This window comes from Pseudarthrobacter phenanthrenivorans Sphe3 (genome assembly GCF_000189535.1).
In the GTDB taxonomy this organism is placed as follows: domain Bacteria; phylum Actinomycetota; class Actinomycetes; order Actinomycetales; family Micrococcaceae; genus Arthrobacter; species Arthrobacter phenanthrenivorans.
The window spans coordinates 1,340,783-1,358,595 of record NC_015145.1 but is presented as its reverse complement, the minus strand read 5'-3'; the positions used below and the strand labels follow the sequence as shown (position 1 = coordinate 1,358,595).

The following is a 17,813-nucleotide window of genomic DNA, read 5'->3' as shown; positions in this document are numbered from 1 at the left end:
GCGGAGACACCGATGCTTGCACCCAGCTTCCAGGAAGAAGTGGACCGCTACCACCTGGCTGTCCCCGAAATCACCCAGGGCAACCCCGGGCCCATCAAGGAGCTCTATTCGCAGCTCGACGACGTCACCCTGGCCAACCCGTTCGGCGGAATAGCCCGCGGCTGGGCGCAAGTGGAGGCCCGGCTGGACCAGGCTGCCCGGCAGTTCCAGGACGGCCAGATGCTCGGATTCGACACCATCTCGTCCTACACAGCCCGGGACACCGCTTACCTTGTGGAGACGGAACACTTCCGGGCTCGCCTGGACGGTGCCCCGGTGGAGGAGTTCGCGCTCCGGGTGACCAGCATATTCCGGCGCGAGGAAGGCTACTGGAAGCTGGTGCACCGGCACGCGGATCCCGCCGCCCGCCCGCAGTCGCGCCGCTCGCTGACCCAGCCTGCCGGCTAGCCAGGGCCGGCTGGCAGGCCGGCCCGCAAACCTGCACACTTAGCAGATGCTGCCTTTCCTGCTCCTTGCCTCCCGGGCGGAGGATGCCGCCGCCGAGGACGAGTACGCCGCCTACCTGAGGTACGGGGGACTCGAGCCGCATGAGCTGCGGAGGGTACGCCTGGAGGCTGCGCCGCTGCCGGACCTGGACCTTGCCAACTATTCGGGCGTGATCGTGGGCGGCAGCCCCTTCACCTCCAGCGACCCGCCGGAACAGAAATCGCCCGTCCAGCACCGCGTGGAGCGCGAACTCTCGGGCCTCCTGGACGAGTTGGTGGCGCGGGACTTCCCATTCCTGGGCGCCTGCTACGGCGTGGGCACCCTGGGAAGGCACCAGGGCGCCGTGATCGACCGGACCTATGGCGAGCCCCTGGGCGGGGTGGAGATCGAGCTGACGGAGGCCGGGCTGGAGGACCCGCTGCTGGCAGGACTCTCCCCCACGTTTACGGCTTTCACCGGCCATAAGGAGGCGTGCACGGTCCTGCCGCCGCATGCCGTCCTGCTGGCCCGGTCCGCGGCCTGCCCGGTGCACATGTTCCGGATCCGGGAAAACCTTTACGCAACGCAGTTCCATCCGGAGCTGGACGCCGAAGGCCTGTGCACCCGTATCGACATCTACCGTCATGCCGGCTATTTCCCGCCCGAGTCTGCCGAACAGCTGATGGCGGACGCCCGGCAGTTCACGGCCACCGAACCCATGAAAATTCTGCGCAACTTTGTGGCCCGCTACGCCCGCTGAGCTGCGGCAGCCCGCCGTCGTGCGCTCCTGCCCGGTTACTCCCGCACCCACAAAAAATGCCCGGCATGATCCCCGAAGTGATGGGAATCATGCCGGGCACTTCAGCCACTAACCGGGCTGGAACGCACAGGATCCGTCAGGCTACGTTGTTTTCGTAGTCCAGATCCCGGGTTTCCTTGCTCACGAACAGGGCGATGAGGGTCAGGACGGCCATGGAGGTCAGGTAGATCCCCACCAGCACGGGGCTGCCGTCCGCCAGTTCCCAGAGGGCGACGGCGATGAACGGGGCCACGGCAGCGCCCAGGATGCTCGAGAAGTTGTAGCTCACGGCCGATCCGGTGTACCGCACGTTGGTGGGGAACAGCTCCGGCAGCAGCGCACCCATCGGCCCGAAGGTGAGGCCCATCAGGGAGAACCCGATGATCAGCAGCGCCATGGTGCCAACGAAGCCGCCACTGAACAGCGGGACGAAGAGCAGGCCGAAGACAAAAATGCCTCCGGTGACGGCGAGGAGCATCTTGCGGCGGCCGTACTTCTCGGCCAGTGGGCCGGAGACCAGGGTGAAGATACCGAAGAAGACGACGCCGGCAATCAGCATCCAGAGGAAGTCGTTGCGGGTGTAGCCCAGGCCGGGCACGAACGCGGCGGCGGCCGCTTCCGTCATCGGTTTTCCTGCCTTCTCCGCCGCTGCCCGGGCCGCCTCAAGGCTGGCCGGGCGGGTGCCGTACGTCAGGGTGAAGGTGGTCATCAGGTAGAAGAGCACGTATGTGGCAAGCATGATGAACGTACCCAGGATGAGCTGGCGCCAGCTGGTCTTGAAGACCCGGCCCAGCGGCAGCTTGGCCACTTCGTTGGACTCGAGCACCTTGGTGAAGGCAGGGGTTTCGATCAGTTTCAGGCGGACGTACAGGCCGATGATCACCATGACGGCGCTGAGCAGGAACGGCACGCGCCAGCCCCAGGACTGGAAGTCAGCCGGCGAGAGCGCGTAGCTGAACACCAGGAAGATGACGTTGGCGATGATGAAGCCGATGGGGGCGCCCAGCTGCGGGAAGGTCCCGTAGATGGCGCGCTTGTTGGCCGGGGCGTTTTCCGTGGCCAGGAGGGCGGCGCCGCTCCATTCACCACCCAAGGCCAGACCCTGGGCGAAGCGCATGACCACCAGCAGGGCCGGTGCCCAGAACGCCCAGCCGGGAACCAGTGCGGTGGGCAGGCAGCCAATCAGGAACGTGGCAATGCCCATGGTCAGCAGGGAGGCCACCAGGGTGCCCTTGCGGCCGAACTTGTCGCCGAAGTGGCCAAAGACGATCGAGCCGAGGGGGCGGGCGATGAAGGCCACGCCGAACACGGCGAACGAGCTCAGGAGCTGGGTGGTTTCGTTCTGGTTGGGGAAGAACAGCTGCGGGAAGACGAGCACTGCCGCCGTGGCATAGACGTAGAAGTCGTAAAACTCGACCGTGGTGCCGATCAGGCTGGCGACGATCACGCGGCCCCGGGAGTTCACCGGCTGCGGCGATCCGGGCACCGTGGAGGTATCGGTGGATGACATAGGTAAACGCTTTCGTGAGAACCGTCCGGAGACAGCGATCGTTGCCCCGGCTCGAAATAGTTAGAGTCCAATATTAGTTCCAGCAGTCCAGTCAATGGACAAAAGGTCCAGTATCCGGACACGTGCCGTTTGTCTCATTTCCGGCCGCTCTTCACCGCCTCACGCCCCTCCGCCGGGTCCGATAGGCAAATGTCACAGCGCGTTAACAAAGATCGTCGGTCCGCGAAACGCGGCCTCCCTACCTTGGAGGAACAACATCCCCCGAAGGAGGTACACCGTGACTGTTGATCGCACCGCTGATGCCGGCACCGGCAATTCCCTTGACCTCGACGAGGCCGGGCCCGGTACCGCCGCATCCGCCAGCGCACAGCCCGGCACCACCCGCACCACAGACGCACCCACCCTTGAGTTCCGCCCCGGCCGCTGGATTGCCAACTGGGACGCCGAGAACAAGGAGCAGTGGGAAACCGCCGGCCGTGCCATTGCCCGCCGCAACCTCAACTGGTCCATCTTCGCCGAATTCCTCGGCTTTGTCGTCTGGCAGCTCTGGTCCATCGTGGTGGTCCAGCTGCCGGCAGCAGGCTTCACTTTCTCCACCTCGGAGATCTTCTGGCTCATCTCCATGCCCAGCCTGGTGGGCGCCACCCTCCGCATTCCCTACACCTTCATGGTTCCCCGCTTCGGCGGCCGCAACTGGACCATCGTGTCCGCCCTGCTGCTCCTGATCCCCTCCATCGGCCTCGCCCTGTGCGTCTCCAACCCGGAAACGCCCTTCGGCGTCATGCTGCTCATCGCTGCTCTCGCCGGCTTCGGCGGCGGCAACTTCGCCAGCTCCATGGCCAACATCACGTTCTTCTACCCTGCCCGGGAAAAGGGCTGGGCGCTGGGCCTGAACGCCGCCGGCGGAAACCTCGGCGCCGCCGTCGCGCAGCTTGCCGTGCCGATCGCCATCACCCTCCTTGCCGCGGGCACCGTCAACCTGCCCATGGCCGGCTGGATGTGGGTCCCGTTCATCGTGCTCGCCGCATTCGGTGCCTTCAAGTACATGGACAACCTGACCAGCGCCAAGGGGGACGTGGCCGGTTCGGTGGCAGCGCTGAAGGAACCGCACCTGTGGGTCATGGCGCTGCTGTACATCGGCACTTTCGGTTCGTTCATCGGCTTCGCCGGCGTGTTCCCCAAACTGATCAAGGACTACTTCCCGGCGTTTTCCTCCATCGGGGTGGGCACTGTGGCGCTGTCCCTGGCGTTCCTCGGCCCGCTGGTGGGTTCCCTGGCCCGGCCGTACGGCGGCCGCATGGCTGACCGGATGGGCGGTGCCCGCATGACCGTGGCCGCATTCGCCTCCATGGCCGTGATCACCCTGACCATGATCTGGACACTGCCCCTGAAGAACTTCTGGCTCTTCCTGGTCCTGTTCCTGATGCTCTTCACCGCCAGCGGCTTCGGAAACGGCGCCACCTACCGGATGATCCCCATCATCTTCGCCACCAACAGCCGCGCCGCCCGTAACGGTGCCAGCTCCGTGGCCACGCAGCGCCTTGCCTCCTCCGCCCTTGGCCTGATCTCGGCCATTGGCGCCTACGGCGGGTTCGTGATCCCGCAGGTGCTGAATGCCTCTAACTCCGCCAGCGGCTCGTACACCCCAGCTTTCTACGGCTTCGTCGGGGCGTACGTCCTGATGCTGGTTGTGTGCTGGTCCTGCTACATCCGCAACGCCAACCGAAATGCGATGGGACACGTCTAACATGACCAAAAGCGCCGACACGCACTGCCCTTACTGCGCCCTGCAGTGCGCCATGACGCTCACGTCTCCCACGGCACTGGCCCCGGCTTCCAAGCCGGGGTCAGTCCCCGGGCCCGCCGGCCCCGCATCCCGCACGCCAGTCCCAGACGCACCCCTTGACGTACCGCTGACCGTCCAGGGGCGGGACTTCCCCACCAACCGGGGCGGGCTGTGCCGCAAGGGCTGGACGTCCCCCAACCTCCTGAACCATCCAGGCCGGATCACCGAACCGCTGCTGAAAGGCCCCGACGGGGTCCACCGTCCGGTCAGCTGGGAGCATGCCCTGAACCTGGCCGCATCCGCTGTGCGGGATGCCCGCGCCAGGTACGGCGCTGATTCCGTGGGGGTGTTCGGCGGCGGCGGGCTCACCAACGAGAAGGCCTACATGCTGGGCAAGTTCGCCCGGCTGGCCCTGGGCACCTCCCGCATCGACTACAACGGCCGCTTCTGCATGTCCTCGGCCGCGGCCGCCGGAATGCGCGCCTTCGGCGTTGACCGCGGGTTGCCGTTCCCGCTCGAAGCCCTGGACACGGCCAGCACCATCCTCATGCTGGGCTCGAATGTCGCCGAAACCATGCCGCCTTTCGTCCAGCACCTGAAGGGAACGCGCGACGCCGGCGGGCTGATTGTCGTCGACCCCCGCCGTTCAGCCACGGCTGCTTTCACGGCCGACGGCGGAGGCCTCCACCTCCAGCCCCTGCCCGGAACCGACCTCGCGCTCCTCCTGGGCATCTCCCACGTGGTGATCCACGAAAACCTGCTGGACGCCGACTACCTGAAAGAACGCACCACGGGCTACAGCGCCGTCGCCCGCAGTGTGAACTCCTTCTGGCCGGAACGCGTCCAGTCCATCACCGGCGTGCCCGCCGAGCTCATCAGGGAAACCGCACGGCGGCTCGCCAGCGGTGCCCGCGATGGCGGCAGCTACATCCTCACGGGCCGGGGTGTGGAACAGCATGTGGACGGCACCGATACCGCCACTGCGGCCATCAACCTCAGCCTCCTGCTGGGCCTGCCCGGCTCCGCCCGCAGCGGCTATGGCACCCTCACCGGCCAAGGAAACGGCCAGGGCGGCCGCGAGCACGGCCAGAAGGCTGACCAGCTCCCCGGCTACCGCAAGATCACCGACCCCGCCGCACGCGCCCATGTTGCCGGTGTCTGGGGCGTCCCCGAGGAGCTGATTCCCGGCCCCGGGCTGCCGGCCGTCCAGCTGCTGCAGTCGCTGGGACAGCCCGACGGCGTCCGCTGCCTTTTCGTCCACGCATCCAACATCGCCGTGGCCTCCCCCGACGCCAACGCCGTGATCCGGGGGCTCCGCAGCCTGGACTTCCTGATGGTCTGCGATTTCTTCATGTCCGAGACTGCGGCCGAGGCGGACCTCATCCTTCCGGTCCTGCAGTGGGCGGAGGAGGAAGGCACCCTGACCAACCTCGAAGGCCGGGTCCTGCGCCGGCGCCGTGCACTGACCCCGCCGCCGGGCGCCCGGAGCGAGTTGTGGATCATGGCCCGCCTCGCTGAAGCCCTCGACGCCCCGTCCTCCTACAGCGAGGACCCGGAGACAGTATTCGAAGAACTCCGCCGTGCCTCCGCGGGAGGGCTTGCTGACTACTCCGGCATCGACTACGCCATGCTGGACCGCGGCGAAGCAGCCTACTGGCCCTATCCCGCAGGCAGCACCGGGACACCGCGGCTGTTCCAGGACCGCTTCGCCCATCCCGACGGCAAAGCCGTGATGACCGCGGTGGCGCCGCGCCGCCGTCGTACTCCTGCCGCAAGCCCTGACCCCGCCGCGAAAACCATGACGCTGATTACCGGCCGCCTCCTGGAGCACTACCAGTCCGGCGCACAGACCCGGCGAGTGGCGGAACTGCTGGCTTCAAAGCCGGAGGCGAAGGCGCAAATCCACCCGGCGGCAGCGGCCTCCCTTGGCATCACCGAAGGGGCATTGGTCTCGATAGCCAACGAACGCGGCGAGGTGGTGTGCCGGGCGGAGCTCAGCACCGCCATCCGCCCCGAAACGGTGTTCCTGCCCTTCCACTTCCCTGAACTTGAAAGCGCGAACCGCCTCACCGAGGCCGCAACCGATCCCATCTCCGGGATGCCCGAATTCAAATTCAACACCGTGCAGGTGCGGCCCGCGGCCGTCCCCCAGTCCACCAACGTGCTTCAAACGACGGAGGCCTCATGAGCGAGCAGATTGTCATTGTGGGATTCGGCCCGGTGGCCGCCCGGCTGGTGGATGAGCTGCTGCCCGCCGTCCGCAGTGGCCTTGTGGCCCTGACTGTGGTGGGCGAGGAAGCTGAAGCGGCGTACAACCGCGTGCTGGTGGCCGACCTCGGGGTAGGACGGACCACTGCCGACGCCTTGGCACTCTCCGACGCCGAGGCCCTGGCAGCCGACGGCGTTGACGTCCGCCTCGGCCTGCGCGTGCGGCGGGTGGACCGGGCCCGGCAGCAGGTCCTCCTGTCCGATGATGCCGCTGTCCACTATGACCGCCTGGTCTTCGCCACCGGGTCACGCCCGGTCATCCCCAACCTGACCGGCATCAACCCCGACCCCACCCACCCGGTCCTGCCGGCCGGCGTCACCGCACTGCGTGACCTGCGCGACGCGGACGTGCTGCGGCAGGCAGTGGAGGGCGGCAAGCGGGTGGTGGTGCTCGGCGGCGGCGTGCTGGGCCTGGAAACCGCCCTGGCCGCGGCCGAGGAGGGAGCCACCGTCACAGTGGTGCACAACGGGCCGCACCCGCTGGGGCGAAACATCGACCGCGGCGGCGGCGCCGTGCTCGCGGCCAGCCTTCGCCGCTGCGGTGTCCGCATGGCGGGCAATGCCCGCTCCACCGGAGTGGAGCACAACGCGGCCGACGGCGGGTTCTCGGCATTGCTGCTTGACGACGGCTCAGCGATTGACGGCGACCTCCTGGTCATCTCATGCGGCGTCCGTCCCCGCACGGAACTTGCCGAAGGCTGCGGGCTGTCCACTTCCGCCGGCATCCTGGTGGATCATAAACTCCGCGCCCATCACGAACCGCATATCTTCGCCATCGGTGACTGCGCCGAGGTCCGCTGCCCGGACCCGGACTGTGCCCGGTGCCGCAACGCCAAAGGCCCGTCTGGATTGGTGGGACCCGGCTGGCGCCAGGCGGAATGGCTGGCGGAATACCTGGCCCAGCTGGCATCAGGTGCACCGGAAGACGCTGGACTCCTGCCTGAGCTGCCCGTCGAGCAGGCCGGCGTCATCGTCCTCAAGGCCCGTGGCATGAACATGGCGGTGGCCGGTGACAACGCTGCCGAGCCGTGGGACGAGGAACTCCTCACCGCAGGGGCGGTCAACGGACGTGCGCGGCTGCAGATAGCCCAGTGGGCGGATCCCGAACACGGACGCTACGTGAAGATGACTACCCGCGGCGGTGTCCTGGAGGGCCTGGTGGCAGTGGGCATGCCCCGGACGGCGGCGGAGCTGGTGGGCCTGTTCGAACGGGGCGCCGAACTGCCTGCCGACCGGTCCCTGCTCCTTCGGCTCGACGGACCGGACCAGCTGCCGGGCGCCGGTCCTGCCGACCCGCAGGAAACCGTATGCCGGTGCGCCGGTGTCAGCGGTGCCGCCATCCAGGGGGCCGTAGAGGAAGGCTGCGCCACCGTGGCCGAGGTATCCAAGGCTACAAGGGCGGGCACGGGCTGCGGCGGCTGCCACGAGGATATTAAGGGGCTCATCGAAAAACACTTCCAGGCGGTCTCAGCCGCCTGACTAGCGCGCGGCCGGACCGGCTGGAACCGGGGCAGGAGCAGCGGGCACGCTGAGCGTAGCCCCATTGCCCCAGCCAGCCTCCACGGCTGCCTGCGCGAGTGCGCCGGCCATCGCGTTGCCGTCGGGGGCCGGCGATCCGGCCACGGGTGGAGACACCACGTAGGGCATCTCCAGGACCTCGCCGCCCTTGACGGCAACCAGGACCGCGTTGGCGGAGGCCCCGCCGGTCTCACCCTGGAAGTAGCCCGTCCACTGCAGGCAGGCAAAGTCCCCGATACCGCTGACGGGTGCGCAGTCCGGCGTCGACTTCGCCTTGGCGATATCTTCGGCGGAAGCGGGAGATATAAGGGCTACGGAGAGTCCGGCCAGTCCGCCGTCCATCGACTTGCTGGTATAGACGCACGTATAGGCCTTGCTGCCCCGCGGCTTCTCTGCGCTGTCCTGGCCGCCGACGACAACTCCCGGTACTGCTTTTGCGGCAATCTCCGGAGTGATGAGGTCACAGGCCGGGCTGCTCCGGCCGGAGGACGGCGCGGCCGCCGGGGCCTTCCCGCCGCCGCTGACTGGCTGGGAACAGGCGGCGATGATCAGCAGCGCCGGCAGGAGCAACGCAGCTGGCCGCGTGCCAGCCCGGCCAGGGGCAGCAGATGACGTGCTGCTCACGCGCTGGAGCCGGGGGAAGACCCTGACGTGTCAGTGGTTGTGGCCAGGTTCGGCTGGTTCCGGCCGGCCGGAGCCGTGACCGCAGCCAGGAACTCCTCCGTGAAGTGCTTCACGCCGTCCCATTCGGTGTAGATGTAGTCGCGGGACGTATCCAGGTCCTGGGAGCCCTGGCTCTTGACGATCTTCTTCATCAACTGGCGCTTCAGGAAGTTGTACTGGGTATACAGCAGCGCTCCGCCGAACATTGCCACGTGGCGGGGATGCCAGCCGGTCTCCTCCTCGAACTTGCCCACATAACTTTCGGCGCCGGCCTCATCACTATGGGCGGACAGGCTGACCGAGACCAGAGCGGACGGCAGGCGCTCAAGGTCCTCCCGGTTGTCCCGGACAAAGTCGGCAACGTAGCCCTCGTGCTTGCCCACGTGAATGGACGCCGCCACTATGACTCCGTCCTGCCCGTCCGGAATAGTGCCTGGAGAATGCTTCAGGTCCGCCGTTTCTGCCTCGTGTCCGTGGGCCCGGATGACATCAGCAATGTAGTCCGCGATATGGGCCGTTTGCCCCTCGACGCTGCCGTAAGCGATATAGATCTTAGCCATGCTCCACTGTGCCTGTGGCGTGCAGGCACCCGGTAGGGCACAACGGCCCCGTCCGGCCGCCGAACCTCCAGGCATCCATCCTAGCCAGCACCTTGACTACCCGGGTTGGCTCCATCCGGTGCGGCCAACCTCGGGAAACGCCGAATGGCTAGACTGGTTCCTTGGGGATGATGATCCACAGCACGATGTAGGCCAACTCCCCGACGCCTACCAGCCCAAAGATGACGAACCCCAGCCGGACCAGGAATTTCGGGAGTCCGAAGCGGGCTGCCAGGGCGGCGCAGACGCCGCCGATGATCTTGCCGCGGCGCGGCCTCACAAGAGCAGTTGTTGCCATTGCTGCTACCTAACCTTCCGTACCGGTTGAACCATTGGAGCCGAAGTCTCGGACGGCTTCCTGCAGTGCCAGGCAAGCGTCCAGCACGATCTTTTCGCGTAGTCTACGCAGGCAGTACTTGGCGGGTCCAGACCTCACAGGCCCAGTAATCGGGCCGCCAGTACATACAGCCCCCACAGCCCGGCGCCGAGCAGGATGCCCAGGTAGGTCAGCACCAGCCTGGTGTCCCGGAGATAGCATTTCGACCTGGTCAGGCCCTTCCGTCGCGCTTTCCAGTACCCTGCGAATCCGATGGCTGCGAAGACCGTGAGTGCTGCCGGACCGGCAACCCAGCCGAGCAGGGCGATGGTGGCGAAGATGCACAGCCGCAGCGGATCGAAGGGAGCCGTGGACTGCGGTTCAGATTCAGGGTCAGGCTTGTGTCCGTGACGGCCTGCATGCTTGGAGCGCATCAGCTGGGACGGCAATGGCCCGGCTGCAATACGTCTGGCATCCGATGCGGAACCCATCTTTCCTCCCTGTCACTGGCTCAAAGCTGGCGGACCGGGAGGAGTTCCCGGCCCGTGGCTGTGCTCATTCGCTGACGCGCCAATGCCGGCCACGCCTGAACAGCACAGAAGGGAGCACACTGGTGATCACCGGCGTCGCTCTTGGTGCCCACGTGGACGCAGCATTGGGTGAGCCGTTCCTCGATCATTGTGGAAATATCCATGAACGGTTTCACCATGATCCTGGTGACCCGCTCTGCGAGGAGCCGGCGCAGCCGTTGCTGCTGGCCCGGCAGCTTGCCGGCAGCCAATGTGGTGAGTGTGCCGATGCCGAGGTCGCACTGGGTGCAGATGTTCTTCCAGAGGTCCATGGTCCGCGGATGGGACAGTGAGGATTGCTCGCTCAGCAGGTCCAGCAGGGAGGACTTCATGAGGTTGCGCAGCTCAAGCGGGATCGCGGAATCGGCGATGCGGTTGGCGATGCTGTCAGGATTGAGTTCCAGCCAGGCAAGCAGCTGATCATGCCCGATGAGCGCCGCGAGTGACCTCCAGACTCCGGCATCGTCCTTCAGCATGTACCCCACCGATGCACAGTGCGGGTGGGAGCACGGGAGTGCAGTCAGGTCGTGCCAGGAAACCACACCGCCGGTCTGCCCGGCGAGCCTGTCAAGGACACCGGTGTGGGTGAGCCGGTCCGTGGGATCGATGCCGTGGCCGCGCCCGGACCCGAACACCGGCTGCAGCGCAACCCCGCCCACGAACGGGGTTTCCAGGGCCCGCATGACGACGGCGCCGACCTCGCCGTCGTTGATGCCGAGGGCTGCCGTCATGGTCAGGGTGGTGAAAATGCCCGCTTCGGACAGACGTGAAATGGCCAGGTCCTTGAAACGGGTCAGGTCTCCCCCTCGGTGGTGGATGGATGCTTCTTTGGACGGGCCGTCGTACTGGAGGTACACCTCCACCCGGTCCCGGTGCCTGGCCAGCAGCGAAAGCAATTCATCATCGGTGGCGATCAGCATCCCGTTGCTGTTCACCATGATCCGGACGATTGGCCGGGCCACGAGCTCATCCAAAAGTTCGGCCAGATGGGGATACAGCGTGGGCTCTCCGCCGGAGAGCATCAGCACGTCCAGGCGCCCGTTCTCCCGGGAGAGGCGGGTGTCGACGTTCGCGAGCACTTCGCTCAGCGGCGCGACTCCCTGCAGCTGCGGGCCGGAGGCGGTGAAGCAGGTGGGGCAGCGCAGGTTGCAGTGTTCAATGATGTCCTGCAGGAGGATGCACGTGTGCTGCGTCTGCATGGCGGGCAGGCCGTAGGCGTAGGCCTCCGGGATCTGGCGGTAATTGCCGGCCTGGTCCGGGACGTGCTGCTTGGTCGGCGCCTGCCACTTCTCCAGGTAGCGCAGGATCTCGGGAGATTCGTCATAGAGGGTGCTCACAAGGCCGTGGTCCGGGCAACCACGTTCCAGCCACACCCGGCCATCGCGGACCAGCAGCACCCCGGAGAGGCGCCGTACCTGCGCGAGCGGAGGGTTTGTCTCGTGGCAGTGCGGGCAGAAGGCTGTGACGTACCGGTGGATCCGGTCGCCGCGGAGCGGCTGGCCCGGGCCGGGCAGTGTGCGTGCGGAACGCAAAGGCGATGAAACCATCCTAGATTCCCAACTGAGCAAGGGATCCGATGCAGAGTCCGCCTCCGAGCAGCAGGAAAATCCCGAGCCCGATAAGCATCCCCGCGCCGAAACGCGATGTCTTTTTCGTTACCGCAAGGACAATGGCTATCGCCAGGTAGGCGGCAACCGGTGCGAAGGCAACTGCTCCCCCAAGGTAGCTGGCGGGCCACATCGTGGGTCCACCGGCGGGCATCGTCGCGCTCACGTAGAGGGCATAGAGCGCGAAGGCACCAAGTAGGACTCCCGCGCCTATCGAGCCGCCGCTGGCTGGCTGCTGTGGACCATGTCCTGGGCCAGCTGGAGGCGGGTTTCGGGGAACGTCGGGGGTGTCCTCAGTCATGCCGCTGCTCCTTCCATCGTGGGGCGGACCGGTTTCCCGAAGACCCGATGCATCCGCCGGAACAGCATGGTCATCTCAGGCTCTCACCCCAGCGAGGAATGAGACACAGAGGCCGCCACCGAGCAGGGTAAATATTCCCAGGCCAATCAGCAGCCCCGCACCCCACCGGGCCGTGCGGGGCCTGACCGCCAGCACAATGGCTATCGCCAGGTAGACGGCGATTGGAACGAAGGTGGACGGCCCGGTCAGGAAGCGCACGCCATATGGTCCACCGAAAACAACCGGCACCACGAGATAGAGGCCGTAGAGGGCCACTGCCCCCAGGAGGATTCCGAGCCCCATGGAGCCGACCGCCGGTTCAGGGGGCTCCTCCTCGCCCGACGGACTGCTGTCCTCGCTCATGCCGCTGTTCCTTCCATCGTTGGGCGGAGTGGTTTCCCGAACACCCGCTGCATCCGCCAGAACAGCAAAGGGAGGACAGCCAACAGGAACCATTGCGGCCGGCTCATCCCCAGCCAGAGCACTTCATTGCCGCGGACGAACTCCACGCCGAAGCGGAACAGGGCGTAGGAAGCCACGTAGCAGATGAAGAGGTCGCCAGGATGAGGCAGGCTGTCCCGAAAACGCCACATTGCCCCGAACGCCGCAAGATGGAAGGCAATCTCATAGGCAAAGGACGGATGCAGCCCCACGCCAGGGGATCCGTTCACCAGAGCAGCCTGCGCGGGGGTGAGGACAATCCCCCACGCGCCGCCGGTCGGAGTCCCGGGCAACTCGGTGAGGAGGCAGCCCACCCGCCCAATGATCAGCGCCAGGGCAACCGCGGGTGCGATGAGATCACCGGTCTTCTCCCGGTACCCCGTCAGCCGTTTCGCCAGGAGGACGCCAAGCCAGGCCCCGACAAGGCCCGCCAGGATACTCCGGTCACCATTGCCCCACCACTCAGCCAACGAAACCCCGCGGGAAAAGTCCCACGTGAGCACCCTTGAGCCGATGGCCCCGAAGGCCACCGCGAATCCTGCAATCGGCCAAAGTCTGGGATCGGACAGCCCGCGGCGGCGCTTCTCATAGGCGTAGAACAGCAGGGCTGAAAGGATTCCCAGCCCGAGAAAGGCGGCATGCACCGGCCCGTTTCCCGCGAAGGGAAGCTCGATCATGAGCAGAGTGTAACAAGGCAGTGCCGCTCTACAGGGGGCCTTTCGGCCCTTACAGGTGGACGTGCAGGCGCCGGGCCGCTTCCGAGATGGAACCGCTCAGGGAGGGGTAGACGGTGAAAGTGCTGGCAACGTCGTCGACGTGCAGCTTCTGCTTCACGGCGATGGAGATCGGAAAGATCAGTTCGGAAGCGTTCGGTCCCACGACCACCCCGCCGATGACGGTGCCTGAGCCCTTGCGGGCGAAAATCTTGACGAAGCCGTCCCGGTGGTTGCGCATCTTGGCCCTGGCGTTGCTGCGCAGGGAGAGTTTGATGACGTCGCCCTGGTACTTGCCGGAGTCGATCTCGGCCTCGGAAACGCCAACATTGGCAATTTCCGGCGAGGTGAAGATGTTCGAGGCCACCTGGTGCAGCTTGAGCGGGGTGACCGTGTCGCCCATGAAGTGCGCCACCGCAATGCGTCCCTGCATTGCTGCCACGGAAGCAAGCGGGAGCACTCCGGTGCAGTCGCCTGCAGCGTAGATGTTCGGGGCTGAGGTGCGTGAAACGCCGTCGACCTTGATATGGCCGCTCTCGCTCAGCGCCACGCCGGCCTCCTCGAGGCCGATCCCCGCCGTGTTCGGGATGGACCCCAGGCACAGCAGGCAGTGGCTGCCCGTCACCTTGGAACCGTCGCTCAGGGTGACCAGCACGCCGTCGTCCGTGCGCTCCACGGTCTCCGCGCGGGAACGGGACAGGACCCGGACGCCGCGGCGCTCGAAGACCTCTTCCAGCACCACCGCCGCGTCCACGTCGGATCCGGGAAGCACACGGTCGCGGCTGGAAATCAGTGTCACCTTCGAACCCAGGCCGTTGTAGGCGGAAGCGAACTCTGCCCCGGTAACACCGGACCCCACCACGATCAGGTCCTCGGGCAGCTCATCGAGGTCGTAAATCTGTGTCCAGTTGAGGATGCGTTCGCCGTCCGGGCGGGCCGTGGCGAGTTCGCGCGGGTGGGCGCCCACCGCAAGGAGAATGGTGTCCGCCTCTATGATTTCAGTGCCTTCCGCTGTCAGCACCTCGATGGTGTGGTCATCCAGCAGCCGGCCGGATCCTGCCAGGATCCGCACGCCCTGGTGCTCCAGGCCGTCGTGGATGTCCTTTGACTGGCTGCGGGCCAGGTTTAGGAGCCTGTGGTTAATGTGCTTGAGGTCTGCCCGCATGACCGGTACGAAGTCGCCGCCGTCGACGTCGAACTTCACGCCCAACTCCCCTGCCTCGCCCACGCGCGTCATGAGGTCCGCCGTGGCGATGAGGGTCTTGGAAGGCACCACATCCGTCAGCACGGCCGATCCGCCGAGGCCGGCCCGTTCGATGATGGTGACCTGCGCACCCAGCGAGGCGGCCACCATGGCGGCTTCGTATCCGCCCGGACCACCTCCCAGGATTGCGATCCGGGGGGAACTGAAATCTGGATGCGTAGTCACAATTCCCTATTCTCCTGCATCCTGCACGCTCCGCCAAAGAAAACGCTCTCTCAGGAAAACCGCAGGGTGGGCGCCATCACGGGCGGCAGGATAGCTTGTACTGGTGAGTACAACTGACTTCCTGAACACCGATCCCTTCGCGGCCGCCCGCGCCGCTGCCGACTACATCGCCGAGGAAACCGGCGTGGACAGCCACGACGTCGCCCTGGTGCTCGGCTCCGGCTGGGGCGAGGCAGCTGAGCTGATCGGCGAAACCACAGCCACCCTCTCGGCCGAGGAGGTTCCGGGCTTCCACGCCCCTGCCGTGGAAGGACACGTGGGCACCCTCCGCTCGGTGCTGACCAAGGGCGGCAAAAGGGCACTGGTCCTGGGCGCACGGACCCACTATTACGAGGGCAAGGGCGTACGGGCAGTCGTCCACGGGATCCGTGCAGCGGCGGCCGCAGGCTGCAAAACCCTGGTGCTCACCAACGGCTGCGGCGGGCTGCAGGAAAAGTGGTCCCCGGGCACCCCGGTGCTGATCAGTGACCACATCAACCTCACCGCGGCTTCCCCGCTGGAGGGTGCAACGTTCGTGGACCTGACGGACCTCTACTCCGCACGCATCCGGGAACTTGCCCGGGAAGTTGACGCCACCCTGGACGAGGGCGTGTACGCACAGTTCCCCGGCCCGCACTACGAAACGCCTGCCGAGGTGCAGTATGCCAAGCGCATCGGTGCCGACCTGGTGGGCATGTCAACGGCGCTGGAGGCCATCGCCGGGCGGCACGCCGGGATGGAGGTGTTCGGCATCTCCCTGGTCACCAACCTTGCCGCCGGAATCAGCCCCCAGCCGTTGAGCCACCAGGAAGTCCTCGAATCCGGTGAGGCCGCGGGTCCGCGGATTTCAAAGCTGCTGGCCGAAATCATTGCCCGGCTCTGAAAAGACACGGGGTCGTTTCCGGCCCCATCCGGGGCCCGTCATGCGCATCATCTGACCCCGCGTTGCAGGAACTCAAGGAGCAATGACGATAGGTTTATGCCCATGACGTCTTCCGATGCCGATTTCCGCCTGCTCACTGAAGCCCGCGAATGGGCTGCCAAAGACCCGGATCCCGTGACCTCGGCATCCCTCCTTGAGCTCGTGCGGCTGGTGGAGGAGGGCGCCCCGGCCGCCCGGCAGGAACTGGAGGACAGCTTCCGCGGCACGCTGCAGTTTGGCACGGCCGGCCTCCGTGCCGCCCTGGGCCCGGGACCGAACCGGATGAACCGGGTGGTGGTGCGCCGCGCAGCTGCGGGGCTTGCGGACTTCCTGCGCTCGGCGGTAGGCGAGGCCTCCCCCGGGACCCGGCCCCGCGCCGTCGTCGGCTACGATGCCCGGCACAACTCGGACGTCTTCGCGCAGGAAACCGCCGCCATCTTCACGGCAGCCGGGATTGAGACCTTCCTGATGCCGTCGGCGCTTCCCACTCCCGTGCTGGCTTACGCCGTCCGGGCCCTGGAGTGTGACGGCGGAGTCATGGTGACCGCAAGCCACAACCCCCCGCAGGACAACGGCTACAAGGTGTACCTGGGCCGGCACGCTGTCCCGGACAGCGGGAACGGCGCCCAGATCGTGACCCCCTTCGACGCCGATATCGCCGCCCGGATCAACGCCGCAGGGCCCATTGAAACGATCAGCCTGGCCCGTGACGGCTGGACGGTCCTGGATGGAAGCCTTGCTGCCGGCTACGAGGCGGCCGTCGCAGCGCTTGCCCTCCCGGAGCACTTCCCCGCGCGCGACCTGCGCATCGTCCTCACCCCGTTGCACGGCGTGGGTGGCGAGACTGCCCTGGGCGTGCTCAAGGCCGCAGGTTTCAAGGACATCACCCTGGTGGCGGAGCAGGCCGACCCGGACCCCGATTTCCCCACTGTCAGCTTCCCGAACCCGGAAGAACCGGGCGCCCTTGACCTGGCGCTCCAGGCTGCCGAGCAGCACGCCGCGGACATTGTGATTGCCAACGATCCGGACGCCGACCGGGCAGCCGTTGCCGCCAAGGACCCGGACACCGGCGCGTGGCGGATGCTGCGCGGGGATGAAGTGGGTGCGCTGCTGGGCGCGCATGTGGCGGCACGTCGCGCGGCAGGCAGAGGGGCGGACGACGGCGGCGCGGAGGAAAGCGCTACAGGAGTGTTCGCCAGTTCAATCGTTTCTTCGCGGCTGCTGGCCCGCATCGCGGCGGCAGCAGGGTACGCCCACCAGGAAACACTGACCGGGTTCAAGTGGATTTCCCGGGTGCCCGGCCTGGTGTACGGCTACGAGGAAGCCCTGGGTTACTGTGTGGCCCCGGACCTGGTGCGGGACAAGGACGGCATCTCCGCCGCACTGCTGATCGCGGAACTCGCAGCTGCCGCCAAGGCCGAGGGCAAGACCGTTTTTGACACGTTGGACGAGCTCTACCTCCAGCACGGCCTGCACGCCAGCGACCAGCTGAGTATCAGGGTGGCGGACCTGGGGCTCCTTGACGCCATGATGAACCGGCTTCGTGTTTCCCCGCCGGAGACGTTCGGGTCCTCCTCAGTGGAGGTTTACACCGACCTTGCCGAAGGTACGGACCAGCTGCCTCCCACCGACGGCCTGCTGTACGTCACCCGCGACCTGACCCGGGTGATCATCCGCCCCAGCGGCACCGAGCCCAAGCTCAAGTGCTACCTGGAAGTGATCCACCAGGTGGGTTCGGCGGCGGAACTGCCCGCGGCCCGGCAGTCGGTGCGGGCGGCACTGGATGAGGTGCTGCGGGACGTCAGCGAAGCCCTGGGACTGTAGGTCCA

At 66.6% G+C, this 17,813-nt stretch carries 17 protein-coding genes; 7 read left to right on the top strand and 10 right to left on the bottom strand.

The genetic code is table 11. From position 1 onward, the window contains the following. Positions 1–12: 12 nt before the first annotated feature. Positions 13–447, top strand: coding sequence for a YybH family protein (locus ASPHE3_RS06310; protein ID WP_013600397.1), 435 nt, complete (start codon positions 13–15; stop codon positions 445–447). Positions 448–493: 46 nt separating this feature from the next. Continuing rightward, a complete protein-coding gene (locus ASPHE3_RS06305; RefSeq protein ID WP_013600396.1) occupies positions 494–1,225 on the top strand; it encodes a glutamine amidotransferase in 732 nt (243 codons plus the stop codon). Between the two features lie 136 nt (positions 1,226–1,361). Here the strand turns inward: ASPHE3_RS06305 and ASPHE3_RS06300 are convergent, their stop codons facing one another. Continuing rightward, positions 1,362–2,774 (bottom strand): MFS transporter, encoded by a 1,413-nt coding sequence (locus tag ASPHE3_RS06300; protein WP_013600395.1) that lies wholly within the window; start codon positions 2,772–2,774, stop codon positions 1,362–1,364. A gap of 277 nt (positions 2,775–3,051) precedes the next feature. On the opposite strand from ASPHE3_RS06300, the gene ASPHE3_RS06295 reads away from it, so the two are divergent. Genes ASPHE3_RS06295 through ASPHE3_RS06285 form a run of 3 tightly spaced genes read left to right on the top strand, consistent with a single transcriptional unit; the run spans position 3,052 to position 8,307 of the window. Further along, positions 3,052–4,521 carry an MFS transporter gene (locus ASPHE3_RS06295; protein WP_013600394.1) on the top strand — a complete coding sequence of 490 codons (1,470 nt, stop codon included), beginning with the start codon at positions 3,052–3,054 and terminating at the stop codon, positions 4,519–4,521. Between the two features lies 1 nt (position 4,522). Next, on the top strand, positions 4,523–6,748 hold the full coding sequence (locus tag ASPHE3_RS06290) for a molybdopterin oxidoreductase family protein (RefSeq protein WP_013600393.1): 2,226 nt from the start codon (positions 4,523–4,525) through the stop codon (positions 6,746–6,748). Then, on the top strand, positions 6,745–8,307 hold the full coding sequence (locus ASPHE3_RS06285) for an FAD-dependent oxidoreductase (RefSeq protein ID WP_013600392.1): 1,563 nt from the start codon (positions 6,745–6,747) through the stop codon (positions 8,305–8,307). Before ASPHE3_RS06290 ends, ASPHE3_RS06285 begins: the two co-directional genes overlap by 4 nt. Here ASPHE3_RS06285 and ASPHE3_RS06280 read toward each other — a convergent pair whose 3' ends face one another. From ASPHE3_RS06280 to ASPHE3_RS06240, 9 genes are all read right to left on the bottom strand, one after another. Then, positions 8,308–8,970 (bottom strand): hypothetical protein, encoded by a 663-nt coding sequence (locus ASPHE3_RS06280; protein ID WP_174266589.1) that lies wholly within the window; start codon positions 8,968–8,970, stop codon positions 8,308–8,310. Next, a complete protein-coding gene (locus ASPHE3_RS06275) occupies positions 8,967–9,569 on the bottom strand; it encodes a flavodoxin domain-containing protein (protein ID WP_013600390.1) in 603 nt (200 codons plus the stop codon). The genes ASPHE3_RS06280 and ASPHE3_RS06275 overlap by 4 nt, the downstream gene beginning before the upstream one ends. 148 nt (positions 9,570–9,717) lie before the next feature. Further along, positions 9,718–9,906: a PspC domain-containing protein gene (locus tag ASPHE3_RS06270; RefSeq protein ID WP_013600389.1), complete on the bottom strand. Its 189-nt coding sequence runs from the start codon at positions 9,904–9,906 to the stop codon at positions 9,718–9,720. Positions 9,907–10,040: 134 nt separating this feature from the next. Further along, positions 10,041–10,415, bottom strand: a complete 375-nt coding sequence (locus tag ASPHE3_RS22415; protein ID WP_013600388.1) for a hypothetical protein — start codon at positions 10,413–10,415, stop codon at positions 10,041–10,043. Between the two features lie 20 nt (positions 10,416–10,435). Then, complete coding sequence (locus ASPHE3_RS06260) at positions 10,436–12,025, bottom strand: radical SAM protein (protein ID WP_013600387.1); 1,590 nt, start codon at positions 12,023–12,025, stop codon at positions 10,436–10,438. A gap of 16 nt (positions 12,026–12,041) precedes the next feature. Beyond that, a complete protein-coding gene (locus ASPHE3_RS06255; RefSeq protein ID WP_041652004.1) occupies positions 12,042–12,401 on the bottom strand; it encodes a hypothetical protein in 360 nt (119 codons plus the stop codon). 75 nt (positions 12,402–12,476) lie between these two features. Next, the gene (locus ASPHE3_RS06250) at positions 12,477–12,803 is read right to left on the bottom strand and encodes a hypothetical protein (RefSeq protein WP_013600385.1); all 327 of its coding nucleotides are present in this window, start codon (positions 12,801–12,803) and stop codon (positions 12,477–12,479) included. Next, positions 12,800–13,558: a prolipoprotein diacylglyceryl transferase gene (locus ASPHE3_RS06245; RefSeq protein WP_013600384.1), complete on the bottom strand. Its 759-nt coding sequence runs from the start codon at positions 13,556–13,558 to the stop codon at positions 12,800–12,802. The genes ASPHE3_RS06250 and ASPHE3_RS06245 overlap by 4 nt, the downstream gene beginning before the upstream one ends. Before the next feature lie 49 nt (positions 13,559–13,607). Continuing rightward, complete coding sequence (locus ASPHE3_RS06240; protein ID WP_013600383.1) at positions 13,608–15,023, bottom strand: NAD(P)H-quinone dehydrogenase; 1,416 nt, start codon at positions 15,021–15,023, stop codon at positions 13,608–13,610. A 103-nt stretch (positions 15,024–15,126) separates the two neighbouring features. On the opposite strand from ASPHE3_RS06240, the gene ASPHE3_RS06235 reads away from it, so the two are divergent. Together ASPHE3_RS06235 and ASPHE3_RS06230 are read left to right on the top strand one after the other, a co-directional pair. Beyond that, positions 15,127–15,945 carry a purine-nucleoside phosphorylase gene (locus ASPHE3_RS06235; protein WP_013600382.1) on the top strand — a complete coding sequence of 273 codons (819 nt, stop codon included), beginning with the start codon at positions 15,127–15,129 and terminating at the stop codon, positions 15,943–15,945. Positions 15,946–16,047: 102 nt separating this feature from the next. Then, positions 16,048–17,808, top strand: a complete 1,761-nt coding sequence (locus ASPHE3_RS06230) for a phospho-sugar mutase (RefSeq protein ID WP_174266588.1) — start codon at positions 16,048–16,050, stop codon at positions 17,806–17,808. Positions 17,809–17,813: the final 5 nt, after the last annotated feature.